Origin of the sequence: Streptomyces sp. Root1304, from assembly GCF_001426405.1 — a bacterium.
In the GTDB taxonomy this organism is placed as follows: Bacteria; Actinomycetota; Actinomycetes; order Streptomycetales; family Streptomycetaceae; genus Streptomyces.
This window is the reverse complement of sequence record NZ_LMEP01000001.1, coordinates 861,961-888,445: the sequence shown is the minus strand read 5'-3', so window position 1 is coordinate 888,445 and position 26,485 is coordinate 861,961. Positions and strand designations below refer to the sequence as shown.

Annotated in this window: 21 protein-coding genes; 8 read left to right on the top strand and 13 right to left on the bottom strand. The window is 73.0% G+C overall.

Annotated features, from left to right (window positions below; genetic code table 11):
* Positions 1-127: 127 nt before the first annotated feature.
* Both ASD33_RS04075 and ASD33_RS04070 read left to right on the top strand, forming a co-directional pair.
* Entirely contained in the window at positions 128-1,384 is a 1,257-nt protein-coding gene (locus ASD33_RS04075) for a GNAT family N-acetyltransferase (RefSeq protein WP_056553215.1), read from the top strand.
* Positions 1,385-1,501: 117 nt separating this feature from the next.
* Positions 1,502-3,001 (top strand): alpha/beta hydrolase, encoded by a 1,500-nt coding sequence (locus ASD33_RS04070; RefSeq protein WP_079044528.1) that lies wholly within the window; start codon positions 1,502-1,504, stop codon positions 2,999-3,001.
* An 88-nt stretch (positions 3,002-3,089) separates the two neighbouring features.
* Here the strand turns inward: ASD33_RS04070 and ASD33_RS04065 are convergent, their stop codons facing one another.
* The 3 genes from ASD33_RS04065 to ASD33_RS04055 all read right to left on the bottom strand — a co-directional run bounded on the left by ASD33_RS04065 (position 3,090) and on the right by ASD33_RS04055 (position 6,526).
* Positions 3,090-4,583: a PTS transporter subunit EIIC gene (locus ASD33_RS04065; protein ID WP_056553210.1), complete on the bottom strand. Its 1,494-nt coding sequence runs from the start codon at positions 4,581-4,583 to the stop codon at positions 3,090-3,092.
* 34 nt (positions 4,584-4,617) lie between these two features.
* Positions 4,618-5,547, bottom strand: coding sequence for an N-acetylmuramic acid 6-phosphate etherase (gene murQ, locus ASD33_RS04060; RefSeq protein ID WP_079044527.1), 930 nt, complete (start codon positions 5,545-5,547; stop codon positions 4,618-4,620).
* A gap of 61 nt (positions 5,548-5,608) precedes the next feature.
* Positions 5,609-6,526: a MurR/RpiR family transcriptional regulator gene (locus ASD33_RS04055; protein ID WP_056553208.1), complete on the bottom strand. Its 918-nt coding sequence runs from the start codon at positions 6,524-6,526 to the stop codon at positions 5,609-5,611.
* Between the two features lie 178 nt (positions 6,527-6,704).
* On the opposite strand from ASD33_RS04055, the gene ASD33_RS04050 reads away from it, so the two are divergent.
* The gene (locus ASD33_RS04050) at positions 6,705-7,061 is read left to right on the top strand and encodes a hypothetical protein (protein WP_056553205.1); all 357 of its coding nucleotides are present in this window, start codon (positions 6,705-6,707) and stop codon (positions 7,059-7,061) included.
* Complete coding sequence (locus tag ASD33_RS04045; protein ID WP_056553203.1) at positions 7,058-7,327, top strand: DUF4031 domain-containing protein; 270 nt, start codon at positions 7,058-7,060, stop codon at positions 7,325-7,327. Before ASD33_RS04050 ends, ASD33_RS04045 begins: the two co-directional genes overlap by 4 nt.
* 19 nt (positions 7,328-7,346) lie before the next feature.
* Here ASD33_RS04045 and ASD33_RS36055 read toward each other — a convergent pair whose 3' ends face one another.
* The 6 genes from ASD33_RS36055 to ASD33_RS36725 form a co-directional block, all read right to left on the bottom strand.
* Positions 7,347-8,663, bottom strand: coding sequence for a hemopexin repeat-containing protein (locus ASD33_RS36055; RefSeq protein WP_056553200.1), 1,317 nt, complete (start codon positions 8,661-8,663; stop codon positions 7,347-7,349).
* A gap of 65 nt (positions 8,664-8,728) precedes the next feature.
* Entirely contained in the window at positions 8,729-8,962 is a 234-nt protein-coding gene (locus ASD33_RS04035; protein ID WP_056553197.1) for a hypothetical protein, read from the bottom strand.
* Positions 8,963-9,035: 73 nt separating this feature from the next.
* Positions 9,036-9,233 (bottom strand): hypothetical protein, encoded by a 198-nt coding sequence (locus ASD33_RS04030; RefSeq protein ID WP_056553194.1) that lies wholly within the window; start codon positions 9,231-9,233, stop codon positions 9,036-9,038.
* A gap of 74 nt (positions 9,234-9,307) precedes the next feature.
* Positions 9,308-9,505 (bottom strand): hypothetical protein, encoded by a 198-nt coding sequence (locus tag ASD33_RS04025; RefSeq protein WP_056553191.1) that lies wholly within the window; start codon positions 9,503-9,505, stop codon positions 9,308-9,310.
* A gap of 33 nt (positions 9,506-9,538) precedes the next feature.
* Positions 9,539-9,730: a hypothetical protein gene (locus ASD33_RS04020; RefSeq protein WP_056553188.1), complete on the bottom strand. Its 192-nt coding sequence runs from the start codon at positions 9,728-9,730 to the stop codon at positions 9,539-9,541.
* Between the two features lie 62 nt (positions 9,731-9,792).
* Positions 9,793-12,123: a S8 family serine peptidase gene (locus tag ASD33_RS36725; protein WP_079044526.1), complete on the bottom strand. Its 2,331-nt coding sequence runs from the start codon at positions 12,121-12,123 to the stop codon at positions 9,793-9,795.
* 582 nt (positions 12,124-12,705) lie between these two features.
* On the opposite strand from ASD33_RS36725, the gene ASD33_RS35375 reads away from it, so the two are divergent.
* A complete protein-coding gene (locus tag ASD33_RS35375) occupies positions 12,706-13,167 on the top strand; it encodes a bacterial transcriptional activator domain-containing protein (protein ID WP_157869990.1) in 462 nt (153 codons plus the stop codon).
* 32 nt (positions 13,168-13,199) lie between these two features.
* On the opposite strand, the gene cpt is transcribed toward ASD33_RS35375, so the two are convergent.
* Both cpt and ASD33_RS04000 read right to left on the bottom strand, forming a co-directional pair.
* Positions 13,200-13,733 (bottom strand): chloramphenicol phosphotransferase CPT, encoded by a 534-nt coding sequence (cpt, locus tag ASD33_RS04005; RefSeq protein WP_242426825.1) that lies wholly within the window; start codon positions 13,731-13,733, stop codon positions 13,200-13,202.
* 76 nt (positions 13,734-13,809) lie between these two features.
* Positions 13,810-15,012, bottom strand: a complete 1,203-nt coding sequence (locus tag ASD33_RS04000; protein ID WP_056553866.1) for a Cmx/CmrA family chloramphenicol efflux MFS transporter — start codon at positions 15,010-15,012, stop codon at positions 13,810-13,812.
* A 449-nt stretch (positions 15,013-15,461) separates the two neighbouring features.
* Here ASD33_RS04000 and ASD33_RS03995 point away from each other — a divergent pair, with 449 nt between their 5' ends.
* A complete protein-coding gene (locus ASD33_RS03995) occupies positions 15,462-22,847 on the top strand; it encodes a polymorphic toxin type 27 domain-containing protein (RefSeq protein ID WP_242426824.1) in 7,386 nt (2,461 codons plus the stop codon).
* A gap of 19 nt (positions 22,848-22,866) precedes the next feature.
* On the top strand, positions 22,867-23,274 hold the full coding sequence (locus ASD33_RS03990) for a hypothetical protein (RefSeq protein ID WP_056553176.1): 408 nt from the start codon (positions 22,867-22,869) through the stop codon (positions 23,272-23,274).
* Between the two features lie 90 nt (positions 23,275-23,364).
* Here the strand turns inward: ASD33_RS03990 and ASD33_RS03985 are convergent, their stop codons facing one another.
* Together ASD33_RS03985 and ASD33_RS03980 are read right to left on the bottom strand one after the other, a co-directional pair.
* Entirely contained in the window at positions 23,365-24,090 is a 726-nt protein-coding gene (locus ASD33_RS03985; protein ID WP_056553174.1) for a hypothetical protein, read from the bottom strand.
* 102 nt (positions 24,091-24,192) lie between these two features.
* Entirely contained in the window at positions 24,193-24,867 is a 675-nt protein-coding gene (locus ASD33_RS03980) for a hypothetical protein (protein ID WP_056553171.1), read from the bottom strand.
* Positions 24,868-25,043: 176 nt separating this feature from the next.
* Here ASD33_RS03980 and ASD33_RS03975 point away from each other — a divergent pair, with 176 nt between their 5' ends.
* Positions 25,044-26,480, top strand: coding sequence for an MFS transporter (locus ASD33_RS03975; RefSeq protein ID WP_056553168.1), 1,437 nt, complete (start codon positions 25,044-25,046; stop codon positions 26,478-26,480).
* The last annotated feature ends 5 nt before the right edge of the window (positions 26,481-26,485 follow it).

The following is a 26,485-nucleotide window of genomic DNA, read 5'->3' as shown; positions in this document are numbered from 1 at the left end:
CATAAACCGTGTCCTGGTCCGCGGACTGCCGCGTAATTCGGTTGACCCCTTCTCCCCGTCGGACTGCACTGTGCCCGGGCACCGCACCTCGTCGTGTCCGTGCCCTTCCCGGGAGGAAGCCGTCGTCATGGAGATCCGTTCCACCACCGACCAGGACCTCACCGTCTTCGTCGACACCCTCCACGCCGCCTTCGGGCGCTTCACCGAGACGCCCGCCGAGGGCGGTGGCGGGCTCTGGTGGTCGGCGCTCGAAATGGACCGGGGTGTGCTCGCCTCCACCGCCGACGGCGTGCCCGTCGGCACCGCCGGGTCGTATTCCTTCGAGCTGACCCTGCCCGGCGGGGTCCTCGCCCCCGCCGCCGGGGTGAGTGCCGTCGGCGTCCTCCCCTCGCACCGGCGTCGGGGCGTCCTCGGCGCGATGATGCGGTATCAGCTCGACGAGCTGCGCGGCCGCGGGGAGTTCCTCTCCGTCCTGCTCGCCTCCGAGGCCCCGATCTACGGCCGGTTCGGCTACGGGCCCGCGACCTACACCGCCCGTCTCACCGTGCCCCGCCATCAGGCGGCCCTCGCCCCTTCCCGGGCGGGCGGAACCACCGACGTCCAGGAGTTCGGCCAGGAGTCCGGCCCGGCGCCCCGCCCCGGCTCCGTCGAAGTGCTCCGTCGTGCCGACTGCGGGGAGATCCTCGAAACCGTCTACGACCGGTACCGCCGCGCGCAGCCCGGCGCGCTGTCCCGGCCGCCCCGCTGGTGGGCCCTGGGCGCGGGGCAGCCCCCGGTCTCCCCGGCGCCGCGCTACGTCGCCGTCCACCGCGACGCCGACGGCGTCCCCGACGGATACGCGAGCTACTCCCGCGACGACGCCGAGAACGCCCTCACCGTCGACGAGACCATCGCCACCGACGACGCCGTCCTCACGGCCCTGGCCCGGTTCCTCCTCGGCCACGACCTGGTCTCCCAGGTCGTGTTCAAGCACCTTCCGCCCGAGCATCCGCTGCGCTGGCAGCTCACGGACTTCCGCGCCGGGCAGGTCGGCGGCGACACCGACTGGCTCTGGGTACGGATCCTCGACGTCCCGCGCGCGCTGACCGCACGCGGCTGGGACACGGACGGCGAGCTCGTCCTCGACGTCGACGACCCCTTCCTCGGCGAGCACGGCCGCTACCTCCTGACCGTCCGCGACGGCAAGGCGGACTGCGCTCCGACCGACCGGGAACCCGATCTCTCCCTGGACGTAAGGGACTTGGGCTCGATCTACCTCGGCGGCACCACCCCGACCACCCTCGTGCGCGCCGGCCACATCCGAGCCCACCACCCGGCCGCCCCCGCCCTCGCCGACACCCTCTTCCGCTCCGACCGCACCCCGCACTGCCTCCACTGGTTCTGACCGGCTCCACAGCACCTCCCCTCCCGAACACCCCTCCCGCACCCGGGGGTTGACCCCACCACCGATCCGCCTGTTCGCCGGATGGGGTGGGCGGGGCGGGTTCGGGAGGCTGTGGGTATGACAACGAACCGTGGACGCAACGCCCTGCTTCTCGCCCTCTCCGCCCTCGCCGTCGCCGGCGCCGGGGTCGTTTCCGGCGGGGGTGCTCCCGCCGTCGCCGCCGGGCTCGACTGGGGGGTCTGCGACCCCGCGGTGAAGCCGCTGCCCGGGCAGGAGTGCGCCAAGCTCTCCGTACCCCTCGACTACGCCGATCCCGACGGCGAGCGGATCCAGCTCGCCGTCTCCCGCATCCGGAGCACCCGGCCCGAGGCCCGGCGCGGGGCGCTCATGGTCATTCCCGGGGGGCCCGGGAGTTCCGGTGTGCAGCGGCTCGCGCAGAAGGGGGCCGTGCTCGCCGGGCAGCTCGACGGGGCCTACGACCTCGTCGCCTTCGACCCGCGGGGCATCGGCGGCTCCGCGAAGGCGCGGTGCGGGCTCGACGAGGGCGACCGGTGGATGGTGACGCTGCGGTCCTGGCCCGGCGCCGACGGCGGCATCGACGAGAACGTCGCCCGGTCCAAGCGGATCGCCGACACCTGCGCCCGCAACGGCGGCGCCATGCTGCGCGGGCTGACCACCGCCAACCAGGTGCGCGACCTCGAACGCCTCCGCCAGGCCCTCGGCGAGCGCAAGCTGTCCGCCTGGGGCGTGTCGTACGGGACCTACGTCGCCGCCGCCTACGCCGAGAAGTACCCGGACCGCACCGACCGCTGGGTCCTCGACAGCAGCAACGACCCCGACCCCAGGCGGGTCGCCCGCGGCTGGCTCGTGGGCATGGCGACGGGCGCCGAGGACCGCTTCCCCGACTTCGCGGCCTGGGCCGCCCACCCCGACCGTGCCGGGGAAGGGCTGCGGCTCGCCGAACGCCCCGAGGACGTACGGGCGGCGGTGCTCGGTCTCGCCGCCCGGCTCGACCGCGAGCCGCACCCGTCGAACACCCCCGGCGTGCCCCTGACCGGCACCATGCTCCTCCAGGCGCTTCAGCAGGCCCTGTACTCCGACGCCGCCTTCCCCGCCTTCGCCCAGCTCGTGACCGACGCCCTCGACCCCGCCGGGGTGCCCGTACTGCCGCGCGAGCTCGCCGCCCCGATGCCCGACGACGCCGCCGCCATCACCGTCGGCGTCATCTGCAACGACGTCGACTGGCCGCGTTCCCCCGTCCGCTCCTACCAGCGCGCCGTCACCGCCGACCGCGCCGCCCACCCGCTGACCGCCGGCCTGCCCGTGAACGTCACCCCCTGCGCGTACTGGAAGGGCGGCGCCACCGAGAAGCCCGTCCGCATCACCGACCGCGGGCCGTCCAACATCCTCATGATCCAGAACCTGCGCGACCCCTCCACCCCGTACTCCAAGGGCCTCGCCATGCGCGCCGCCCTCGGTCAGCGCGCGCGGCTCGTCTCCGTCGACCACGGCGGGCACGGGGTCTACCTCGGGAACGGGAACGCCTGCGGGGACACGGCCGTGACCCGGTTCCTCACGGAGGGCGTACGGCCCGGGGCCGACGTGCTCTGCCGGTAGGACGGACCGGGTGCACAGAGGGGAGGGCCCGGCCGGATCTCTCCGGCCGGGCCCTCCCCGTGCTTCCCCCTGCTTCGTGCCTCGGTCGTCAGACCTTCGCCGGTTCCGGCTCGGGGGTCCGCGCCGGGGACTCCGTGCCCGTCACCTCCGCCGGCTCCGACTTCGGCTCCGTCTCCACGTTGAACTCCTCCAGGAGTTCCTTGCTGAAGCCCCAGAAGTACGTCGCCACGAAGCCGACCAGATAGCCGACGATCAGCCCGCCCGCGTAGATCGCGATCGTCCCGCCCAGGCCCTTGTTGCCGTCGAGGAGCGGGAAGAGGGCCCAGCCCGAGGGGCCGATCGCGGTCGAGCCGACCGAGTCGCCCAGCATGCTGAAGAGTCCGATGAAGCCGCCGCCGAACGCGCCGCCGACGCAGGCGGTGATGAACGGGCGGCCCAGCGGGAGCGAGACGCCGTAGATCAGGGGCTCGCCCACGCCCAGGAAGCCGGCCGGGAGGGCGGACTTGATGGTGCGGCGGATGGAGCCGTTGCGGGGGAGCTTGAGGTAGACGGCCATGGCCGCGCCGACCTGGCCCGCGCCCGCCATCGCGAGGATGGGGAGGAGGACCGTGTACCCCTGCTGCTCGATGAGCGTGGTGTGGATCGGGATGAGGGCCTGGTGGAGGCCGAGCATGACGAGGGGCAGGAACAGGCCGCCGAGGAGGAAGCCCGCTCCGGCGCCCGCGTTCGCGAGGAGCCAGTTGGCGAACTCGCCGATGGCGGTGGAGATCTCACCGGCCAGGAACATCAGGCCGAAGATGGTCACCAGGCCCGAGATCAGGACGGTCAGGGTCGGGGTGACCAGGACGTCCAGGGCCTCCGGCACCCAGCGGCGGCACCACTTCTCGACGTACACCGCGAGGACCGCCGCGCCGAGCGCGCCGAGCACACCGCCCTGGCCGGGGGAGAGCGTCTGGCCGAAGGCGTCGATCTTCGCGACGCCGGGGAAGACGATGATCGCCGCGACCGCGCCGCCCAGGATCGCCGTACCGCCGAACTCCTTCGCCGTGTTGTAGCCGACGAAGACCGCGATGAGCGCCATGAACCCGCTGGCCATCGCCGCGAGCGCGGGGGTGACGCCGGGCAGCCAGCCGAGGTTGACGAGCAGCCCGTTGAGGCCGGCGATGATGCCGCAGCCGATGAGGGCGGGGATCAGCGGGACGAAGATGTTCGCGATCCGGCGGAGGAACAGCTTGAACGGGGTGGCGTTCTTCGCCTTCCGCGCCGACTTCATCGCCGCGCCCTGTGCCGCGAGGTCGTCGGCGGAGTGCACCGGCTTCGGCGCGGCCGCCACCAGGGCCTCGAACTCGGGGGTCACGCGGGCGACGGTGCCGGGGCCGAGGACGATCTGGTACGTGTCGTCCTCCACCACACCCATCACCGGGGGCAGGGCCTTGAGGGCCTCGTCCTGGACGAGCGAGCGGTCACGCAGTCCCAGCCGGAGGCGGGTCATGCAGTGGGCCACGGAGCTGATGTTCTCGGCGCCGCCGACGAGGGGGAGGATCGCGGCGGCGATGGCGCGGTTCTTGTCGTCTGTGCTCATGGTGCGGTGGTGCCTTGCTGTGAGGGGAGGGGGCTCAGCTGGACTTCGCGTGCAGCGCCGCACGCAGATGCCCCTGGGAGACGGTGAGCCGCTGCGCGGCCGTCGGGGCGTCGATGTCGGCGAGGATCATGAGGATCGCGTTCTTCACCTCCCCGTCGGCGGCGGTGAGCGCGGCCTCGATCTGCTCGTCCGGGGCGCCGGTGGCCAGCGCGACGATGCGCCGCGAGCGGGCCTGGAGCTTCTCGTTGGAGGCGCGGACGTCGACCATGAGGTTTCCGTACGTCTTGCCGAGCCGGATCATGGTGATCGTCGAGATCATGTTGAGGACGAGCTTCTGGGCGGTGCCCGCCTTGAGCCGGGTGGAGCCGGTGAGCAGCTCGGGGCCGGGGACGACCTCGATGCCGTGCTCGGCGGCGGCGGCGAGGGCGCTGTCCGCGTTGCAGGACAGGCCGATGGTGAGCGCGCCCCGGGCGCGGGCGTGCTCGACGGCGCCGATGGCGTACGGGGTGCGGCCCGAGGCGGAGATGCCGACGACGGTGTCGTCCGCGGTGATGCCGAGGGCGGTGAGGTCCTCGGCGGCGAGTTCCTTGGAGTCCTCGGCGCCTTCGACGGCCTTGACCATGGCGGACGGGCCGCCGGCGATCAGGCCGACGACCCGGGAGGGGTCGGTGTTGAAGGTGGGCGGGCATTCGCTGGCGTCGAGGACGCCGAGGCGGCCGGCGGTGCCCGCGCCCATGTAGACGAGGCGTCCGCCGCGGGCCATGCGCTCGGCGGTGGCGTCGATCGCGGCGGCGATGGCGGGGAGCTGCCGGGCGACGGCGGCGGGGACGGTGGCGTCCTCGCCGTTCATGAGCGCGGCGATCTCGGCGGTGGGGAGCTGGTCGATCTCGGCCAGTTCCGGACGGAACGCTTCGGTGGTGAGGGTGGCCAGCTGGGCGCGCAGTTCGGAGTACGTGGTGGACACGAGAGGCTCTTTCGTGGGTGGTTCGGCGGGTGCGGTTGCCGGGGGCGGCTTCGTGGGCCGGTCAGCGGGTGCGGGGTGAGTGGCGGTGGGCGAGGGCTTCGTACGAGGCGGCGAGGGCAGGGGCCGCCGTCTCGTACGTGCGCTGCGTGACGCAGGTGAACAGGCAGTCCACGACCAGGAGTTGGCTGGTGCGGGACGACATGGCCGCGGGGCGCAGTTCGCTCTCGCGGGCGGTGGAGGTGGTCAGGACGTGGTCGGCGTACTGGGTGACCGGGCCGTCCGGGCGGCCGGTGATCGCGACCGTGGTGGCGCCGTGGTCGAAGGCGACCCGGAGCGGTTCTATGACGTCGCCCGTCGAGCCGGAGTGGGTGATGGCGATGGCCACGTCCCCGGAGCGCAGCTGCACGGCGTTGGTGACCGCGAGGTGCGGGTCGCTGTGGGCGTGTGCGAGGAGGCCGATGCGAAGGAGTTTCTGGCCGAGGTCCTGGGCGACGAGGCCGGAGGCGCCGACGCCGTAGATGTCGATGCGGCGGGCGGTGGCGAGGGCGGCGACGGCGGCGCCGAGCTGGACGGTGTCGAGTCCGGCGGCGGTGTCGGCGAGGGTCTGCTGCTCGTCGTAGGCCAGCTTGGCGACGACGTCGGCGATCGGGTCGTCGACGGCGATGTCGGCGGTGACGGCGGGCGCCCGGCCGGACTGCTGCTGGGCGGCGAGCCCGGCGAGGGCGAGCCGGAGGTCGCGGTAGCCGGGGTAGCCGAGGAGGCGGGCGGTGCGGACGACGGTCGCCTCGCTGGTGCCGGTGAGCTCGGCGAGGCCGGTGACTGTGAGCGCGGCGCAGCCGGCCGGGTCTCCGGCGACGGCCTCGGCGACCCGCTGCATGGAGCGGGTCATGGACGGCGCGAGGGTCCGGACCTTGGCCGCGAGGGCGGCGGGTGCGGGCGGCGCGTCGCTCGTGAAACTTTCCTTCACATCATTGGTCACATCTGAAAGATACTTTCGGAGGGGTGGGGCGACAAGACCCCGTCGGTCCCCGATCGGGAGGGGGCCTTGGTCCCTTCCGTATGGGCGCCCGGCGGCAGTCGTACGGCCGGCGGGGCGGCGGTCCTGCGGCCGGCCGGCGTATTCGTACGGTTCTCCCGCGGCGAGTGACAATGAGTCCATGGACGACATCGACCCCGTGGAGCAGGCGCTCCACGCCGCTCGCGCGCTGGTACTGGCCGACCTGGTGGCCCGCGAGGTCGCGGCCGCCGAGGTCGTGTCGATGGTGGAGGACGCCGTGACCCACCGGCGCTGGTGGGTCGAGCAGTGGCCCGAGGGCGTCACGTACGTCGCCGGGCTCGTCGCCCAGGACGTGCAGGACGCCCTGCTCGAACGCCACGGGCGCTGGCCGCTCTGCCCGGTCTGCTCCTCCGGCGACCCGCACGCCCTCGACGTGGAACCCGAGCTGGGCCCGGACCCGCACTGGGTCTGCGGCAAGCAGGGCGTGGTCGTCGCGCCGGTGGGCGGGCTGACGTGACCCTCTACATCGACCCCCCGACCTGGCCGGGGCACGGCCGCATGTGGTCCCACCTGGTCAGCGACGTCTCCTTCGACGAGCTGCACGCCTTCGCCGCCTCGATCGGCGCCCCGCCCCGCGCCTTCGAGCGGGACCACTACGACATCCCCTCCGACCGGTACCGGGACGCGGTGGAGGCCGGCGCGGTCGAGGTCGGGTCGAAGGAGCTGCTGCTGCGGCTCACGGAGGCGGGCCTGCGCCGGCCGAAGGGGCGTCCGGCGTCCTGACGGCGGCTTCGGCGCGGCGTCACGGCGGCGGGCTGCGCGTCACGCCCACCTGGAGGTGGATGTGGTCCTGGTGGGCGGCCCGGAGCGCGGCCGAGCCGCCGTAGTCCGGGTAGATCACGAACCCGGCGCCGCCCAGCTCCGGCATGGGCCACTTGTTGGCCGCGCCGATCGCCGTGGCCTCGCACTCGAACGTCGCGCACCGGAAGGCCGTCGTGAACAGCCCGTACCCGAGCGGGTCCGTGGTGGGGCTGATGCGGACGACGACGCCGGGCGGGCGGGGCAGACTGCCCCAGTGCTGCTTCACCGAGCGGGTGAAGGCCGCGCCGTCCGCCTCGCCCACGATGCCGGAGAGGTCGAGCGCCCTGCCCTCGTTGTGGCAGTCGTTGGCCGGGCCGTTGCCGTGGCCGATGCCCAGGTGGAGCAGCTCGGTGACGTCGGGCGCGGAGGAGTTGATCCAGCGGGTCAGCCGGTACAGCGCGACCAGCATCCGCTGGTCGAGGTTGTCGATGACGGTGGCCGCCGGGGCGATCTGGTTCGTGTAGCGGATGCCGCCGAAGGTCGGCGGGCTCACCACCACCCGCTGGGCGGGCGTCGGTGACACGATCCCGGCCGGTCCGTCCACGAACACCGGGCTCTTCAGGGTCAGGACGCCCCGCCGGATCAGGTCGGCCATCAGGCGGTTCGCCTGGACGGGACTGAGCAACCGGGCCGGCGCGACCGCCCCGGAGGGGGTCGGCGCGAGCCGGAAGGACGCGTCGAGGGGGCCGCTCGCGTCCACCGCGTCGGCGTCCACGTCGAAGCGCTGGTACTGGCCGCCGCGGAAGAAGTACGCGTACCGCCCGCCGGGGTAGGAGACCGCGTCCAGGCCCGAGGGGAACACCCCGGTCCAGCGGTCCGCGATCTTCACGGGGTAGCCGGGGTCGACCCGGTCGGCGGTGATGTCGTACCGCACGTACGCGTCGCCCTTGAAGAGGTACAGCTTGCCGTTGCCCCAGTTCACGGCGGCGTCGATGCCGGTCCGCCAGTCGGGGCCGCCGCCCTCGCCGGCGGGGAGTCCGGGCCAGCCGGGGCCCACCGGGAGCGGATAGTCGGGGTCGACCCGGTCGGCGGGGTCGTCGTACCGGAAGTAGTCGCCGCCGGAGAAGGCGTACGCCTTGCCCGCGCCCCACCAGACGAACGCGTCGGGCGACCGGGGGAGCCCCTCCCACCGGTCGATGCCGAGCCCGGAGTCCTCCCGGACCCCGGTCACCGAGTCGTACCGGTCGTAGGTGTCGTCGTCGAGGAAGAGATACGTCTTGTCGTTCGGCCAGGAGACCGCCGACCGCAGCTGCGCCATGGCTTCCGCTCCTTCTCCTCATGGTGGCGGGCCGCCGCTCGGACGACCCGTCACCACCCTTTCCCTCACAGGACTCCGGTCCAGCGGCAGCCCGTCGCCGGTGCGCAGGTCCAGCCGCGCCCGTACCCGTGCACGAGGGGCGCGGGGTCGGCGGGCAGACCTCCGAAGGGGCCCTTCGGCGGCTGGTGGACCAGGAACTCGGGCAGGCCCGGTGGCCGGGCTATGACGACGATGCGGAACGGCAGGTAGTGCTCCCGCCGGTCCACCGCCGGTGCCAGCTTCGGCAGGTCGAGTCGCATGGTTCTTCCTCGGATCGGGCGGGACCGGACCGGTCACGGGTCCGCGGTGCCGGTCCCGCCGATGGCGCCGGACTCAGAACGGCAGGATGTCGCCGAGGAGGCTGCCGAGGAACCCACTGGCCGCCGCGCCGCCGGAGGCGTCCCCGCTCTCGGGGTGCCTGCCGCGCTCGACGGGTGCGGACTGCTGGGGGAGCTGGAGCCGGAGCTGCCCGGCAGGGGACCGGCGGGGCGTGTCCGCGCCGCCTTCCTGGGCTTGGGTCTCCTTGAACATGGTGTTCTCCTTTCCTTGTCACCGCTGTTGTGCCGCGGTCTTCCGGCCTTGCGGTCCTTGCGGTGTCGCGGGCCTCAGAACGGCAGGATGTCGCCGAGGAGGCTGGCGATCAGGCCGCTGGCCGCGACGCCGGAGGCGTCCCCGCTCTCGGGGTGCCTGCCGCGCTCGACCGGCGCGGACTGCTGGGGGAGCTGGAGCCGGAGCTGCCCGGCGGTGGACCGGCGGGGGCTCGCGTCGCCGGCTTCGCGGGTGGTGTGGGTCTCGTCGGACATGACGGTTTCCTTTCCTCTCCTCGAAGGCTTCGGTCAGGTGGCCACGCCGTAACTCGCGTAGCACATCTGCCTGGCCGGGCCGGTCATGGTGGCGCAGGGGGACTTGGCGGCCCCGACGCCGGTACGGGGGTCCGCGCCGGTCTCGTACGCGTCGCGGCGGACCGGACGGGCCTGGAGCGGCGGTGTTCCCGGAGCGCGTGGAGGCGGAGTGCGCCGGGTGTTCATGGGGTTCTCCTCTCGCGGTACTGGGGTCGGAAGGAGTCCTGGTGTCGGAAGGAGCCCTCGGGTCAGAAGGAGCCGAGGAAGGTGTGGACCGGGGCGAGGGTGACCGGCAGCTCGTCGCTCACGTCGATCGTGAACTGGTACGAGAGCCGGGACCTGCGCTCGTCCTCCGGGTCGTAGAAGGTCACGGTCACGTCCTGGCAGTCCGAACCGAGGCGGCAGTACGGGCTCTTGGTCACGGCGACCGTGTCGAGCGCGTACAGGTTCTTGCTGGATCCGGGCACCTTGCTCGACGACAGCAGGCCCTGGGCGAGCATGTTGCTGAAGGAGTAGGTGTTGGTGCCCATGAAGTTGAGCGCGCGGTCGGCGGAGGTCTGGCCGAGGTTGCGGAACTGGTAGTAGATCTTGTCGAGGAACGACCGGATCGTCAGGCGCAGTTCCTCCGGGTTGCGGATCTTGACCTTCTGGTTGCCGGCCTCGTCCTTGATCTGCTGGATGACGGTGTCGACGAGCAGGGACTCGTGCCAGGTGTAGAGGCCGCGGCTCTTCACCTCGACCACCGGCACGATCTGGCCGGAGTAGAGGCGGGTGGTGCGGCCGGTGAGGACGCCGGGGATGGAGACGCGGGAGATGTAGTCGGCGCGCTCGTCGGTCTGCCGCTCGACGTTGATGGCCTGGCCCGCGATGGCGTCGCGGAACACGCGGTAGACGGTCGACACCGGGGGGCTGGTCAGCATCGCGACCAGCGCCTCGAAGGAGGTGTCCTTCTTGGCGGCGAGCTCCGCTACCGTCCTGCGCTCCTTCTGGACCTCCTCGGGGAGCACGAGTGGCTGGCCCCAGTCCATGGCGACGGGCGTCTCGGCCTCCAGCGCGTACACCGTGGCCCCGTCCATGACGAGGGTCCAGGTGAGCTTGTCGCAGGCCCAGGGGGCGCCGAGGAGGTAGTCGTGGAGCTGGTTGACGTTGTACGGGTCGGGGTCCTGCTCGACCTCCTCGCCGCCGACGGTGGTGGTGAAGTACGGCATCTGCTGCCGGAAGCCGTCGCGGCGGGCCTCGGTCGGGTAGTCGAAGCCGATGGTGCCGATCGCGTACACCAGCTGCCGTCCCCCGGCCGTACTCCCGTCCCCGCCGCCGCAGGTGCAGCCGGCGGGGTCGCCGCCGCACCCGCAGGAGGGGCGTACGCCGGAGTGCGCGGGGTGGGGGGAGGTGTACGCGGGGGCGGGCGCGGGAGGCGCGACGGGTGCGGGCGGCGGGGCCGGTGCCGGGGCCTGGGGGGCGGGTGCCTGCTGTACGGGCGGGGGTACGGCCGCGGGCGCGGGCGCCGGGGGCGCGACGGCGGCTGCGGGTGCGGCCGCCGGGACGACCGCCGGGGCCGCCACGGGTGCGACCGCCGCCGGGGCGGCCTGCGGTGCGGGGCTCTGGGTCGGGGCGGGTGCCGGTGCCGGTGCGGGCGCCCCGGGCTGGGGCGCGGCGGCGGATTCGGCTGCGGGAGTGGTCACGGCTGTCTCCTCTTTCCTGGTGGTGGCGGCGAGGGCCCGGACGGCGTCCAGGCTGCCGCCGAGCCCGCGCCGGCAGGCCGGGGCGTCCGGGTCGGCGCAGTCCGCGGGTGCGGTGGCCGTCGAGAGCAGTACCTGGCCGGCGGCCCTCGGGTCCGCGGAGGCGCCGCCGGCCAGCTGGGCGGCGACGAGCAGGGCCGCCGTGCCGGCGACGAGGGGGGTGGCGAAGCTGCTGCCCGTCAGGGAGGCGAGGCCGCCGCCGGGAGCGGCGCCCTCGATGTCCTGTCCGGGGGCGAGGATCCCGTGGGCCCGGTAGGCGCCGCCCCAGTTGCTGATGTCGAGCGGGGAGCCGTCGGCCGCGGCGGCGCCGACGGCCAGGACGGAGGGGACGGCGGCCGGGACCTGGAGGGTGTCGGCCCCGTCGTTGCCGACGGCGGAGACGACCAGGACGCCCCGGTCCTCGCAGAGCCGCAGGGCCCGTTCGAGGAGGGCGTCGGGCCGGCCGTCGTCGGCGCGTTCGCCGCCGCTGATGTTGATGACGTGGGCGCCTTCCTCGACGGCGCGTTCGATGGCGCGGGCCAGGTCGATCTGGGGGACGCGGCCGTCGCCGCCGTCGCGGAAGACGGGGAGGAGCAGGCCGCGGCAGTGCGGGGCGATCCCGGTGACGGGGGTGCCGGGCCGGCCGAAGAGCAGGCTGGCCACGTGGGTGCCGTGGAGCGACATCGGGCCGGGGCCCGCGGGCTCCTGCACCAGGGTGTCCAGACGCGTAAGATCCGCGCCCGCGAAGCAGGGGTGGGACAGGTCCACGGGGCCGTCGAGCAGGGCGACGCACACCCGGGGGTCGCCGAACGGCTCGTCGGGCCGTGGGCGGAGTTCTCCCAGGACTGCCCGAGGCTTCATCTCGGACCTGCTTTCCGTGCCCGTGGGCACCGCGTGCGGAAAGGCTTGTCGGTCCGACTCTGGGCGGCCGTCGTGCACGGTGTGTCACCCGGAACGTGCAAGCGGCGTCGCGGGATCGTTTCCGGGGCGTCGCGGGGGTGTCGCCGGGGCGTGCGCGGGGCCGTTTGGCCGCCGGTCAGCCCGGTGGGGCGGCGGGGCCCGGCGGGGTTCCGGCGGCGGGCGGGGCCGGTGCGGGCGGGCCGGGGGCGGGGCCGTGGAGGTGTACGGCGGCGGTCCGGGCGGGCGGACGAGCGGATGCGTGATCCACCGGCCGGTTGCACAGTGAGGGATGTGTCATCGAACGGCGTATACCTCGAACTGCTCGGTGCTTTCGAGCTCTCATACGCCGGATGCCGCATCCCCCTCCCCTCGGGGGCGCAGCGCCTGTTGGCGCTTCTCGCCGTGCACACGGCCGGCGGCGTGTACCGGGGTGCGGCAGCCGAGCGGCTCTGGCCCGACTGCAGTCCGAGCAGGGCTGCGGCGAACCTGAGGACCGCGCTGTGCCACGGTCGGCGGGCGGGTCCGGTGACGGCGGTGGAGTGCGTGGACCACAGGCTGCGGCTGGCTCCGGTGGTCGAGGTCGATCTGCACGCGGTACGGGGCCTGGCGCGGGGCGCGGTGGCGGACGGCCCGCCGCCGCCCGACCCGGACGCGCTGGTGGAGAGCCTGGGCGAGGAGCTGCTGCCGCGCTGGCCGGACGAGTGGCTGGTGCTCGAGCGGGAGCGCTGGGACCAGGTGCGGCTGCACGCGCTGGAGAGCCTGGCGCAGCGGCTGCGGCGGGACGGGGAGTATCTGGCGGCGCTGCAGACGGCGCTGACGGCGACGGAGATCGACCCGATCAGGGAGACGGCGCACCGGATCCTGATCGAGATCCACATCGCGGAGGGCAACACGGCGTGCGCGGTGAAGCGCTACAAGGACTACCAGCGGTTGCTGCGGCGGGAGTTGGCGGTGGAGCCGTCTCCGCTGATGACGCGCCTGGTGCAGGATCTGACGTCGGCGTGAGCGGTCTCGGCGCGGGTCCGGAGGCGCTCGCGTCACACGACGCGGGCGGCGACGGCGCGGGCGCAGTCGAGGGACGCGGTGTGGGTGGTGTCGACCTCGATGTCGTAGACCACGCCCCGGTGGACGAGGTCGGCCTGCTTCGCGGCCATGCCGGCGACGCGGTCGCCGCGGGCGGTCTCGCGGGCTTCGGCGACGGCGGCGTCGCACCGGACGCCGACCCAGAGCACGTCCAGGTCGCCGAGGAAGCCCCGCCAGCGTTCCTGGGAGGCGGCCCCGCCGAGGAAGACGTCGTCGACGACGACGCGGGCGCCGGCGCGGGCCATGGCGACGAGGCCCTGGGCCCAGGCGCCCTCCAGGGCGCGGAAGTCGTCCCCGACGCTGACGCCTCCGTCGGCGGCGAACCCGATGCCGTCGTCGGAGCTCTGCAGGGCGACGGGCATGGCGTCGATGAGCGAGTCGATCCCGAACGCCAGCCAGGGCTGCGGCAGTACGTCCTGGAGACACCGCACGATGCCGGACTTCCCGGCGCTGGAACCGCCGTTGAGGATGATCATCTGGGTCGTCACGGTGCCACCCTAGGGGCGTGACGGCCGGCCGCGCGGCGATTTTCCGGCCACGCGCGGCCGGCCGGTCGCGACGGGTTCAGCGGGACGATACGGCCTTCCGCTCCGCCGGTGATCCGGAGGTCACCACGCGGGACGGGGACCTGTGGAGCTTGAGGGCGACGGCCGCCGTTCCCAGGCCCACGGCCGTCATCGCCGCGCCCGCCCAGGCCGTCGAGGCGTAGCCGAGGTTCGCGTCGATGACCGTGCCGCCGAGCCAGGGGCCGCCGGTGTTGCCGAGGTTGAACGCGGCGGTGGTGGTGGCGCCCGCGAGGGTGGGGGCGGCGCCGGCGACGTTGAACATGCGGGCGTTGAGCGCGGGGGCCGTGTAGAAGGCGGAGACGCCGAGGAGGAAGGTCAGGACGATCGTCGCGGCCGGGCTGGACGCGAAGAGCGCCAGGGCGACCAGGAAGACGGTGGAGGCGGCGATGCCGCTGAGCAGGACGCCGAAGAGGTGGGCGTCGGCGACGCGGCCGCCGATGGCGGTGCCGACGACGGCGCCGATGCCGAAGAGGGCGAGGACTCCGGAGATCCAGCTGTCGTCGAGTCCGGAGACGTCGGTGAGCAGCGGGGCGAGGTAGGAGAAGGCGCAGAAGACGCCGCCCGCCGCGAGGGCGGTGACGGCGACGGCGAGGAGCACCTGGCGGTCGCGGTAGATGGCGAGCTCGCGCTTGAGGCGGGGCTTGGTCTCGGGGAGCGGGATGTGCGGGATGCGGGTGATCACGCCGACGAGGGCGATGGCGGAGGCGAGGCCGACGGCCCAGAACGCGGAGCGCCAGCCGAGGTGTTCGCCGAGGAAGGCGCCGGCGGGGACGCCGAGGACGTTCGCGATGGAGAGGCCGCCGATCATGACGGCCATGGCGCGGGCGCGCGAGCCGACCGGGACCATCGCGATGGCGACGGCCGCGCCGACCGCCCAGAAGCCGGCGCAGGCGAGGGCGCTCACGATGCGGGAGGCGAAGAGGATCGCGTAGGTGGGGGCGAGGGCGCCGGCCACCTGTCCGAGGCCGAAGACGGTGATCAGGGCGATGAGGGTGGTCTTGCGGGGGAGGCGGAGGGTGGCCACCGCGAGGAGCGGGGCGCCGACGACCATGCCGATCGCGAAGGCGGATATGAGGAGTCCGGCGCTGGGGATGGAGACGTTCATGTCGTCCGCGATGGGCGGCAGGAGGCCGGAGAGCATGAATTCGCTCGTGCCGAGTGCGAAGACGGACAGGCCGAGGATGTAGACGGCGAGGGGCATGCGACGGCCCTCGGGCGTGCTCCCGGGGGTCGTGCCGGCGGGGTTCGTGGGCTCGGCGGAGGGTGACGGCATGACATGCGTCAACCTGGGGTTTGTGCCTGTCATTCCCGGACCCGCGGGGATCTCGACATTTGGGACGGCCGGGCGGTCGGCGGTTCCTTACGGCCGGTAACAAGATGATCAACTGATCGGTTGCTTTGTCCGTACTCGGTGTCCCGTACGCGGTTGGCGGCATTTATTTGATCTTCACGCGAGCTACCGCGCGTGACATCGTCGCAGGGTAAGCGGCAGTGTCGGTTCGTGGGGGGACGAGGGCGCCGGCACCTGCCGTGCCCGGGGACTCTGCTGTCATGCCCATGACTGAACTGCCGGTCGATCGCAGAGATCAAAGGCAGACCATGTCATTGCTCAGAGACGCCGGCAGACGCCGGCGTCGTCTACGGTCCACGGTGACCAGAGCCACCAGCACGGTGGCCCTCGTCACGGCCGCGGCCGTACTCACCGGCCTCGTCCAGGCCCCGGCGGCCACGGCCGACACGGTGCCCGAGGAGGACACCGGCCTCTCCCGCAACACCATCGGCGCGTCACGGCGGCTCGACCGCTGCCTCGCCGGGGTGGCGCTCCACTTCGGCGCCGGGCAGATGAAGGCCAAGGCGATCGAGGGCCTCACCGGCACCGAGACCCAGCTCCGCGACACCATCGGCGACCTCGGCTGGATCGGATACGGCCCCCTCGGCCTCGCCGCCGACGCCGACAAGGAGGCCGGCGGCGTCTACTCCGACATGGTGCGGGCCCGCACCGACGGACTGGACACCGCCAACAAGCCCTACCGCGAGTCCGCCTGGAACAACGACGCCATGGAGTGGCACGCCCCCGCCTTCGGCGAGGACGTCAGCCACTTCACCCTCGTCACGCAGACCCAGCTCGCCTGGCGTCTCGGCTGGGACGGCCACAGCAACGCCAGCGACGAGGCCGTCGCCCGCGCCCGCGCCCTCATGGAGGAGAGCGCGGGCAAGGACGACTGGCACGACTTCGCCGCGAACGACATGCTGCGGGACAGCTCGGTCAAGAACACCCAGTACTCCGGCGGTACGACCTCCAGCGACATCGCGTCCTACCTGAAGCACGGCGGCTACGTCGTCGCGCCCCTCGCCAAGGACTCCCCGGAGTACCGCGTCGAGGTCGAGGACCTCAAGCAGGCCTGGGCCGGCTGCGACTACCAGAACCCGGTCGACCCGCGCCGCGTCCTCAACGAGCCGGTCATGACCGCGATGGTCGAGTGGGAGCAGGAGTACGCCGGTCAGGCGGCCCAGCGCGCCACGATCATCAAGGCGGAGGCCGACGCCGCGAAGGCGACCCGCGAGGCCGCCGACGACATGGTCGAGGCCATCGGGCAGGCGTGGCTCGCCGACCAGATCCTGACCTGGCGCAAGCACTGGCAGGACACCCTCGCGAACGACCCGGACACCATCTTCGAGAAGCCCGACCAGGCCTTCTACGACAAGGCCACCGCCGACCTCGCGGCCGCCCGCTCCACCGCCGCCGCCGCGGCCGCCTCGGCCAAGGCCTGGGCCGCGAAGGCCGCCACCGCCTCGGCGCAGGCCGCCACCGCGCAGCAGGAGGCGTGGGCCGTCGCGGACAGCTCGCACGTGCCGCGCGGCCGCGGCCTGATGTACGCCCAGCAGTCGGTGCAGGTCGTCCGCGCCTCGGCGGCGGCCGCGACCGCCGCCGCGAAGGCCACCGAGACGGCGCTCTCCGCCGCGAACGCGACGATCGCGACCAGTGACGCGCTCCTCGCCAAGGCGCAGACCGAGTCGCACGCCATCAGCACCGAGTTCCGCCGCGTCGCCGCCGAGGAGGCCGCCGCGCAGGCGAAGGCCGCCGCCGACAGCGCCGAGGCCAACGCCACGGCCGCCGCCGAGAGCGCGAACACCGCGAAGGCCGCCCGTACGACGGCCGAGCAGAAGCGCGACAAGGCCAAGACGGCCGCCGCGACCGCCGCCGCCGAGCGCGCCGAGGCGCAGACGGAGCGGGCCAACGCCGTCGCCGCCCGCGCCAAGGCCGCCACCGAGCGCACCAAGGCGGTGGAGGCCGAGCAGCGGGCCGGTACGCAGAAGACCACCGCGCAGAGCGCCGACACGGCCGCCGGTACGGCGACCACCGACGCCACCACGAAGCGCACGCTGGCGAACACCAGGGCGAAGGCCGCGCAGACCGCCCGGGAGCAGGCCGTCGCCGCGCTCCGGTCGAAGCAGGCCACCGCCGCCCGCGCCGCCGCCCTCGAAGCCGCGGCGAACGCCGCCGCGGGCACGGCCGCCGCCGCCGAGACCCGGGCCGCCGCCACGGCCGCCCGGACGGCCGCGACCCAGGCCGCCACGGCCGCCACCGCCGCCCAGACCGCCGCGGACCAGGCCACGGCCGCCGCCGTCACCGCGCGGACCGCCGCCACCACCGCGGAGGGCGCCGCCGAGCGGGCCCAGGCCTCCGCGGGCAGCGCCTGGTCGGCGTACTACACCTCGGTCGGCGCGGCCTCCACCGCGCACGCCGCCGCAGCCGTCGCGCTCGACGCGTCCCAGGACGCGTCGACCCGCGCGGACAACGCCGCCACGGCCTCGGAGAACGCCACCGCGCTCGCCAGGAAGGCCGAGCAGGAGTCGCTCGCCGCCGGTACGAGCGCCGCCGAGGCGCTCACCTCGGCCGCGACCGTCCTCGGCCGCGCGTACGCCGCCGGTCAGGCCGCGCTCGCCGCCCGTGACAGCGCCAAGGAGGCGGTGGCCGCCGGCAACGACGCCATCGCCATCGGCACCCCGTACCAGGAGAAGGACAGCTCCGCGGCCTTCGCCGTGCTCGTCGGCCAGTCGTCGAAGACGGTCGCCGAGCAGCAGGCCGCGGCGGCCGAGGCCAAGGCGACGGAGGCCGCCGAGGCCGCCGCGTCGGCGCAGCAGACCGCCGCGCAGGCCACCGGTGACGCGAAGCTCGCCGCCGAGGCGGCCGCCCGTGCCGCCGCCGACTCGGTCCGCGCCGTCGAGGCCGTGACCCGCGCCCAGGCGTCGGCGGCCGAGGCCTCCGGTGCCCAGAAGGGCGCGAAGGCGGCCTCCGACGCCGCCGCCGGCCACGCCACGCAGGCCGGGAACGACGCCGTCTCCGCCCGCCTCACCGCGGACGAGGCGAGCAACGCCGCCCTTGAGGCCGACCGTGAGGCCACCGACGCCGAGCGGCACGCCGCCGAGGCGAACGAGAAGGCCGGGCGGGCCGCCGAGGCCGCCCAGGGCGCGCAGGACAAGGCGTCCCAGGCGGAGCAGGAGGCCAAGGACGCCGAGACGAAGGCGTCCGACGCGGCGGGCAACAGCACCGCCGCCGAGGAGGCCGCCAGGCTCGCCGAGCAGCAGCAGCGCGACCGCAACGAGGCCGCGCACAAGGACGCGCTGGCCCAGGGCGTCACGCCCATCAAGGGCGGTGCCTCCAACTGGCCGGTGCTCGGGCAGCGCGAGGAGCAGATCCTGCTCGACGCCTGTGGCCAGACCTGCGTCGACGACTACCGGAAGGGCCTCGCGGCCGTCTCCGTGGACATCGTCGAGTGGGCGACCGCGAACGGCGGGCAGATCCTCTTCGAGCAGCTCGACGCCGCGAAGGTCAAGGACTGCCTGGCCGGTTCCGACGTCGAGGACTGCCTGTGGGAGCTCGTCGACATCCCCTCGTCGGCCGTGATCGTGGGCCGGATGCCCGCGCTCGCGCAGGCGATCGAGCAGGTCTCCTCCGGTCTGCGGAAGATCTTCGACGACGCCGACAACGCCCTGCGGCGCCTGAACGACCTGACGGCCGTCATCCGTGACGTCCGCTCCACCCCGCGCCTCAACCGGTGCCTCGCCGGAGTCGCCCTGCACGCGGGCGGCGCCAAGACCAAGGCCATCGCGATCCAGGGCCTGTCCGGCACCAACGACGACCTGAAGGCCGTCATCGGGGACATCGGCTGGATCGGCTTCATGCCCCTGGGGCAGGCCAGTGACCAGGACCGCGAGGCCGGTTACGCGTACCTCGACACGTTCGCGGCGCGCAAGGCCCTCCTGGAGGACGCCAACCGCCCGTACGCGATGAGCTCGTTCGACGACGGGATCACGCTGCACGCCCCGGAGTTCGGCGCCGACATCAGCGCCTACACCTACTCCACGCAGGCGAAGATGGCCGACCGCATCGGCTGGGACGCGCACACCAACGCGAGCCCCGAGGCGATAGCCAAGGCCCGCCAGATCACCGAGCAGAACCGCGGCCAGGACAGCTGGCACGACTTCGCCGCGGACATCATGCTGCGGGACTCCAGCGTCAACCAGACGCGGTACTCCGGTGGCACCACGTCCGCCGACATCGCCACGTACCTGCGGAACGGCGGCTTCGCCCGCCAGAAGCTGACCGAGGGCTCGCCCGAGTTCCGTGTCGAGGTCGAGGACCTCAAGCAGCAGTGGGCCACGTGCAACCACGCGGACCCGACCGACCCGCGCAACGCCCTGAGCGAGGCCGTCTCCCAGGCCTCGGCCGAGTGGGAGGCGGAGTACGCCGGCCAGGCCGCCCCGCGCACCCTGATCATGCAGGCCGAGGCGGACGCCGCCGCGGCCACCCGCAAGGCCACCGACAACATGGTCGAGGCCATCGGCCAGGCCTGGCTCGCCGACCAGATCCTGCGCTGGCAGAAGTACTGGCACGACGAGCTGGAGGCCGACCCGGACCACATCCTCAAGCCCAAGCAGGCCCTCTTCGACAAGGCGAAGACGGACCTCGCGAAGGCCCGGGGCAAGGTCCAGGCCCTGGTCACCGCAGCCAAGGAGCAGGCCACCGCAGCCAACGCCGCCGCGCAGCGCGCGGTGTCGGCCCAGCAGCAGGCCTGGACGATCGCGGACGCGGCCCAGGTGCCGCGCGGCCGGGGTCTGATGTACGCCCAGCAGTCCGTGCAGGTCGCCCGTGCCTCGGGCGCGGCCGCCACGGCCGCCTCCAAGGCGACCGAGACGGCCCTGAACGCGGCGAACGCGACCGTGTCGACCTCGGAGGCGCTGCTCGCCCTGGCGCAGACCGAGACGCACGCGGTGAACACCGAGTTCCGCCGCATCGCCGCGCAGGAGGCCGCCGCCCAGGCGAAGGCCGCCGCGGACAGCGCCGACGCCTACGCGGCCTCGGCCGCGGCGAACGCCGCCACCGCCAAGAAGGCCAAGGAGACGGCCCTCGCGGAGGAGCAGGACGCGAAGAAGGCGGCGGCCGACGCGCAGGCGTCGCGTGCCGTCGCCGAGCTGGAGCGCGCCAACGCGGCGGCCTACCGGGCCACCGCCGAGCGCGAGCGCGACAAGGCCGCCGGCCATGAGGCCGACGCCGTCGCCCAGGGACGGATCGCGAGCGAGGCCCGTACCTCGGCCGAGGCGGCCGGAGCCACGGCGTCGGCCCGCAGGGGCGACGCCGAGCAGTCGGAGCGCGACGCGGTCGCCGCCCGCGACAAGGCCCTTGAGGCCGAGATGCGGCGTGACTCGCTGAACGCGAAGGCCGCGGCCTTCGAGGCCAAGGCCGCAGCCGACGAGGGTACGGACGCGGCCGTCGCGTCCCGTGCGGCCGCGACCGACGCCCGTTCCGCCGCGAACGAGGCGACCACGGCGGCCACCAACGCGCGCGCGGCGGCGAACGCGGCCACGGCCGCCGCCACCAACGCCCGCGAGGCGGCCACCAAGGCGCAGGGCTCCGCGTCCCGCGCCAAGGCGGCGGCCGACAGCGCCTGGGCGTCGTACTGGATCGCGGCCGGTTCCGCCGCCGCGGCCCACGCGGCGGCGGCCGAGGCGATCGACGCCTCGCAGGCCGCCGCGGCCGACGCGAAGGGTGCCAAGGAGCAGTCGGAGAAGGCCTCCGCGGCGGCCAAGGTCGCCAAGACGGAGGCGGCTGCCGCCCGTTCCGAGGCGGCGCAGACCGCGTCCTGGGCGGCGGTCACCGCGGGCAAGGCGCTCGCGGCCGTACGGTCCTCCCTCGCGGCGCGTGACTCCGCGGCGGCGGTGAACAAGCCGGCGAACGAGGCGATCTCGCTCGGCGGCCCGTACCAGGAGCTCGACAGTTCCGCGGCGTTCGCGGTGCTCACCGGCCAGCAGTCGCTGACGATCGCGCAGCAGCAGGCGGCGGCAGCGGCCGCCACCGCGAACCAGGCCCTGGCGTTCTCCGCCGAGGCGAAGGCCCTGGCCGATCAGGCCGCCGCGGACATGAAGCTCGCGGCGCAGGCCTCAGCGGCCGCCGCGGCGGACGCGTCCCGCGCCGCCAAGGCGTATCTGCGGGCCCAGGAGTCGGCGGCGCAGGCGGCCAAGGACGCCAAGGAGGCCCAGGCGGCCGCCGGCCGCGCCGACGGCTACGCCATGTCGGCCGGCAACGACGCCATGGCGGCGTCGTCGGCGGCCAGTGACGCGCAGACCGACGCCAACGCGGCCGACGCCGCGGCGACCGAGGCGGAGAAGGACGCCGCCAACGCCCGCGCCGTGGCCACCAAGGCCGAGGAGGACGCGGCCAGCGCCCGTGCCACCGCCACCCAGGCGGAGACGGACGCGACGGCCGCCGAGAAGGCCGCGGCCGGCGCCAGGGACGCGGCGGAGGAGGCTCAGGACGCCGCCGACCGCACCGAGAAGGCCGGCAGCTCCGAGCAGATCTCGCAGGGCGTCACCACCGGGATCAGCGATGTGTGGGCGGTGCTCGACCACATCGAGTACATCGGTGAGCCGAAGAACGTCAAGAAGGACAACTGCAACCCGATCATCCACTTCGGGGACTGCAAGGTCACGTCCGACGTCACGTACAAGTCGCACGTCGACGTGTACATGTGCATGGTGCCGTGGGAGCAGTACACGGCCTCGGGCAGCTGCCCGGCCGCGGACACCGTCTACCTCGGCCCGGAGACGACCGAGGCCGAGACCAAGACGCTCACCATCACGCTGACGATGACCGAGTTCAACTCGGGCATCGACCCGGTCGACATCCTCCTCGGGGACTTCATCGGCTGCGCGAAGCTGCTCACCCCGGGTGTGTCGGGCGGCAGCTGGGGCGACTGCGCCTGGGCGGCCAGCTGGTTCGTCGCGGGCCCGCTCTTCCGCGGGGCCAAGGCCGGAGTGGCCGCCCTGGACGCCTCCCTCAGGATGGGCGTCGGGTTCATGGACGCCTACCGGGCGCTCCGCACCATCGGTCTGACCGAGGCCGCCATCTCGGGCATCATCAGCCGGATCCTCCGGAAGATCGACGAGGTGTGCCAGGCCGGGGACGTCGTGACCTTCAAGGTCGCCTCGTTCTCGGTGGCGTCGAGCGGCGACGACCTCGTCAAGAAGTGCGCCGCGATCCTCGCCGGTCTGGTGAAGGACGGCGATCACGTCGTCCTCGGAATCAACCCCTACTCGGACGACCTGGCCAAGTCCCTCGGCGGTCAGACGTTCAACAACAAGGAGCTGTACGGCATCGAACTGCCGGAGAGCATGGGGCTGGGGAAGCGCGCCATCTGGACGGTGGGTGTGGAGCGGGCGGTGTCCAACCCCAACGTGAAGCTCTCGGTCTCCCTGGACGGTGTCGAGGGCGCCAAGACCGCCGACGAGGCGCTGTCCATGCTTCTGGCGCGAGGGGACTCGATCCCGGACAGCAGCTGGAAGCTCATTCAGGACGGCGGCTACGGAACCGCGTGGGAGATGGTCAAGCTCCGTGCGGCTCTCCGGATGGAGTACCGGAAGTGGGCCTCCGTCGAGTGGCACATGACCGTGAGGGACCCGGAGACGGGGAAGATGGTGGTCAAGCAGGTCTATCCGACGAAGCTGACCTATGCCAACGGCACACCGGTCGATTAAGGAGAGGAGGACGGCGGTCATGACGGATTTCATCCGGGAGGGGCGGCTCTTCAGAGTCACCGCGTTTCTCCCCTCGCACCGGCAGCTGTTCCTGACCAGTCCGGCCACCCTGGTGGACCAGACCACGACGAGGGTCGAGGTCTCCATCGGGCATGTGGAACTGATGTTCCTCAAGCCCCTCTACCGGAACGGGCTCCACATCCGGCGGGCGACCGCCGAGGAGTTCGCCGTGCTCGGTGAACGGCACGGCATTCCGGAGGAAAGCGCCGCGTACACGTGGATGCTGGAACGGGACGGCGACAGCTTCGTCGTCGGTGCCAACCCGTCCTGGCGGGAGGCGGAGTACGAGCTGATGGGTGACCTTCAGTCCTTGTACGACGCCCCCTCGCCGCCGGAGTTCCCGATGGAATCGGGGCACGTCGACTGACCTGGTCGGCCGACATGAAAGGGGCCTCCCCGGGAAAGCGAAAGCTTTCCCGGGGAGGCCCCTTCCGTGCGTACGGAAAAAAGGGGGACGTCAGCCCCCCAGGCGGTCCAGCTGCGCCTTGATCAGCGGTTCCGGGATCGCCGCCTGCTGGGGGTCCAGCATGTTCACGCCGTAGAACGCGGCGATGATTCCGCCCTCGCGGACCACCGTGTACGTCATCGGGACCTTCTGCTTGCCGATGTCGCCGGTGATCCGGTAGCCGACGGCCTCGGCGCCGAGCTTCGGCGCGGGGAGGCTCTCGACCTTGCCGTACGTCAGGCCGAGGGTCTTGAAGCCCTTGGGGCAGGCGGTGACGGCGGCGCGCAGGTCCTTCATGACCCGGGCGGCGTTCTCCTCGGAGTGGGAGGCGAGCCACATGGATCCGACGGTCGCGCTGGTCGCCTCGACCGGCTGGAGCGAGCGGTGCACCTCGCTGACGGCCGGGATGTGCGTGAAGCCGCCGATGAGGCTGGCGAGGGGCTGGCAGGCCTTCTTGTCGGCCTCCATGCCGCGGCCGGCCTCGACCTCCGACTTGGCTATCTTCTTGGCGTCGAATCCGGCGTTCTTTCCCGTGAGGGCGACCTTTTCGAGCTGCTTGGTGTCGAGTGCGCCGAGTTTCTTCGCCTCCGCCGCCTCCTTCTCCTCGGCGCTGCTCGTGTTCTGCGCGCTCGCCTTCGGATTCTTGTCGCCCGAGTCCGAGGATTCGCCGCTGCACGCGGACAGGGCGAGCAGGGCGGGCAATACGGCGGCGATCGGGAGGGCCGTACGCAGTCTCATGTTCTTTTTCCTGGAATCTCTCGCGGGTGAAGACAAAGTGGAAATGATCTTACCGGCGGTAGAGGGTCTTTCTCATTACGTTTCGAGGTCGACTCGATCCGTTCAGGCCTTTCCGGACATGTCCGTCAGTTCCGCGAGTTCCCGCTCCATGTTCTCGCGCGCCCGTTCCTCCCAGACCGCCGCGCCGTAGGGCGTGCGGAAGAGGCGGGGCAGGCCGAGGAGGTGGCGGAGGATCGTCGCGCGGCCTTCGCGGAAGGCGGTTTCGGGGACGAAGGCGTACTCCTCGCGGACCGCCGCCGTATACCCCTGGTAGGTATCGCGGTCGGAGGCCAGGACCGCGAGGTCGGCATCGCAGAGGGTCTCGCCGTTGAGGTCGCCGCCGGCCGGGTCGTGGCCGGTCGTGAGGCGGACGAGCCGGGCCACCTCGGCGACCTCGTGCGGGGTGAGTCCGGCCTCGGTGAGGGCCTTCTCGGCGAGGACCGCCGAGCGTTCCTCGTTCTCCGAGCGGTCCGGGCGGTAGACGGCGTCGTGGAACCAGGCGGCGAGCCGTACGAGCTCCAGCTCGCCTCCCTCGCCGCCCTGATCGGTCAGTTCGTCGATGCGGTCGAGGACCGCCCGGAGGTGGTCGACCGTGTGGTAGCGGCGCTGCGGCTCGGCCCAGCGGGCGAGCAGGTTGCGGCCGTAGGGGGCGGGGTCGGGGCCCTCGCGGCCGGCGCGGGCGGCGAGCAGGGTGGTGTTCCACCGCTGGAGGAGCGCGGGGTCCTGGTCTGCGGTCATGGGGGCATTCTGCCCGGCCGGGGCCGCGGAAGCGCTGCTTCCCACGCATCCCCGGCTCCGTCCTCACCTCGCCCTTACATACCCCCCATGGGTATGCTACGGTGCACCGCACAGGTACCCCCTAGGGGTATGCCCCGGCCGTGGTCGGGGGTCAGAGCGAGCGAAGGGTCAGGGCAATGTCAACCGTCAATCCCCGGCGCTGGTGGGCACTTGTCGTGCTCGCCGCCGCACAGTTCATGGTCATCATGGACACGTCGATCATCGGGGTCGCGCTTCCCGAGATGCAGAAGGACCTGGGCTTCTCGCAGAGCGAGCTCCAGTGGATCTTCAACGCCTATGTGATCGTCTTCGGCGGTCTGCTGCTCCTCGGCGGACGCCTCTCCGACCTGGTCGGAGCCCGCAGGATCTTCGTCTCGGGCTGGGCGGTCATGATCGCCGGTTCCGTCGTGGCCGCCGCCGCGCAGACCGCCTGGGTCGAGATCGTCGGCCGCGCCGTCCAGGGCGTCGGCGGTGCGCTGATCGCGCCCTCCGCGATGACCCTGCTCATGATGCTCTTCATGCACGACCCGAAGGAGCTCGGCAAGGCGATGGCGCTCTACGGCGCCGCGGCCCCCGCCGGCGGTACCGCGGGCGTCTTCCTCGGTGGTGTCTTCACCGAGTGGATGAGCTGGCAGTGGGTCTTCATCATCTACATCCCGATCGGCCTCGCCACTCTCGCCGCGACCAAGCTGCTCCCGAACGTCGAGTCCCGCCGCGGCTCGGTCGACGTCCTCGGAGCCGCCGCCGTCACCGCCGGTCTCGCGCTCGCCGTGTTCGCCGTGGTCCGCGCCCCCGAGGTCGGCTGGGGCTCCACCGGCACGATCCTCCAGCTGATCGGCGCCGCCGTCCTCCTGGGCCTGTTCCTCGTGATCCAGAAGAGCATCAGCGAGCCGCTCATGCCGCTCAGCGTCTGGCGGGTCCCGCGCCTCGGCTCGGCCAACCTGGCGATGACGCTGCTCGGTGCCGCCTGGATCCCGATGTGGTACTTCCTCAACCTGTACCTCCAGCAGGTGCTGGGCTTCGGCGCCTTCGAGTCCGGTGCCGCGCTGCTCCCGATGACCGTGCTCCTCATGATCTTCATGACGGCCATCACCGCCCGGCTCATGATGAAGTTCGGGGCCAAGCCGCTCATCGGCGGCGGTCTGCTGGTCCTCGCGGCCGGTCTGGTCTGGCTGGCGGCCGTCCCGCCGACCGGTTCCTTCCTCGTCGACGTCCTGCCGGCCTCGCTGGTCGCCGCGCTCGGCATGTCCCTCGCGTACATCCCCGCGATGATCGCCGCCATGTCCGGCGCCCCGCAGGAGCAGGCCGGTCTCGCCTCCGGCATCGTCAACACCACCTACAACGTGGGCTCCGCGCTCGGTCTGGCCGCGCTGACCGCCGTCGCGATGTCCCAGGGCGCCGACCAGCTCGGCAACCTGCCGAAGCTGACGGACGGCTTCTCGTCCGCCTTCATCGGCGCCGCGATCATCGCCGCCCTCGGCGGTGTGATCACCCTGCTCGTCATGAAGAGCGACAAGGCCCTCGCGGCCGAGGCCGCCGCCCCCGCTCCGCAGGGCGAGAAGGTCACCGCCTGAACCGC

Excerpts from the sequence above, each read along its gene's own strand:
- ASD33_RS04075 (WP_056553215.1), top strand. The coding sequence starts at position 128 with ATGGAGATCCGTTCCACCACCGACCAGGACCTCACCGTCTTCGTCGAC.
- ASD33_RS04070 (WP_079044528.1), top strand. The coding sequence starts at position 1,502 with ATGACAACGAACCGTGGACGCAACGCCCTGCTTCTCGCCCTCTCCGCC.
- ASD33_RS04065 (WP_056553210.1), bottom strand. The coding sequence starts at position 4,583 with ATGAGCACAGACGACAAGAACCGCGCCATCGCCGCCGCGATCCTCCCC.
- ASD33_RS04050 (WP_056553205.1), top strand. The coding sequence starts at position 6,705 with ATGGACGACATCGACCCCGTGGAGCAGGCGCTCCACGCCGCTCGCGCG.
- ASD33_RS36055 (WP_056553200.1), bottom strand. The coding sequence starts at position 8,663 with ATGGCGCAGCTGCGGTCGGCGGTCTCCTGGCCGAACGACAAGACGTAT.
- ASD33_RS04035 (WP_056553197.1), bottom strand. The coding sequence starts at position 8,962 with ATGCGACTCGACCTGCCGAAGCTGGCACCGGCGGTGGACCGGCGGGAG.
- ASD33_RS04030 (WP_056553194.1), bottom strand. The coding sequence starts at position 9,233 with ATGTTCAAGGAGACCCAAGCCCAGGAAGGCGGCGCGGACACGCCCCGC.
- ASD33_RS04025 (WP_056553191.1), bottom strand. The coding sequence starts at position 9,505 with ATGTCCGACGAGACCCACACCACCCGCGAAGCCGGCGACGCGAGCCCC.
- ASD33_RS04020 (WP_056553188.1), bottom strand. The coding sequence starts at position 9,730 with ATGAACACCCGGCGCACTCCGCCTCCACGCGCTCCGGGAACACCGCCG.
- ASD33_RS36725 (WP_079044526.1), bottom strand. The coding sequence starts at position 12,123 with ATGAAGCCTCGGGCAGTCCTGGGAGAACTCCGCCCACGGCCCGACGAG.
- ASD33_RS04000 (WP_056553866.1), bottom strand. The coding sequence starts at position 15,012 with ATGCCCCTCGCCGTCTACATCCTCGGCCTGTCCGTCTTCGCACTCGGC.
- ASD33_RS03990 (WP_056553176.1), top strand. The coding sequence starts at position 22,867 with ATGACGGATTTCATCCGGGAGGGGCGGCTCTTCAGAGTCACCGCGTTT.
- ASD33_RS03985 (WP_056553174.1), bottom strand. The coding sequence starts at position 24,090 with ATGAGACTGCGTACGGCCCTCCCGATCGCCGCCGTATTGCCCGCCCTG.
- ASD33_RS03980 (WP_056553171.1), bottom strand. The coding sequence starts at position 24,867 with ATGACCGCAGACCAGGACCCCGCGCTCCTCCAGCGGTGGAACACCACC.
- ASD33_RS03975 (WP_056553168.1), top strand. The coding sequence starts at position 25,044 with ATGTCAACCGTCAATCCCCGGCGCTGGTGGGCACTTGTCGTGCTCGCC.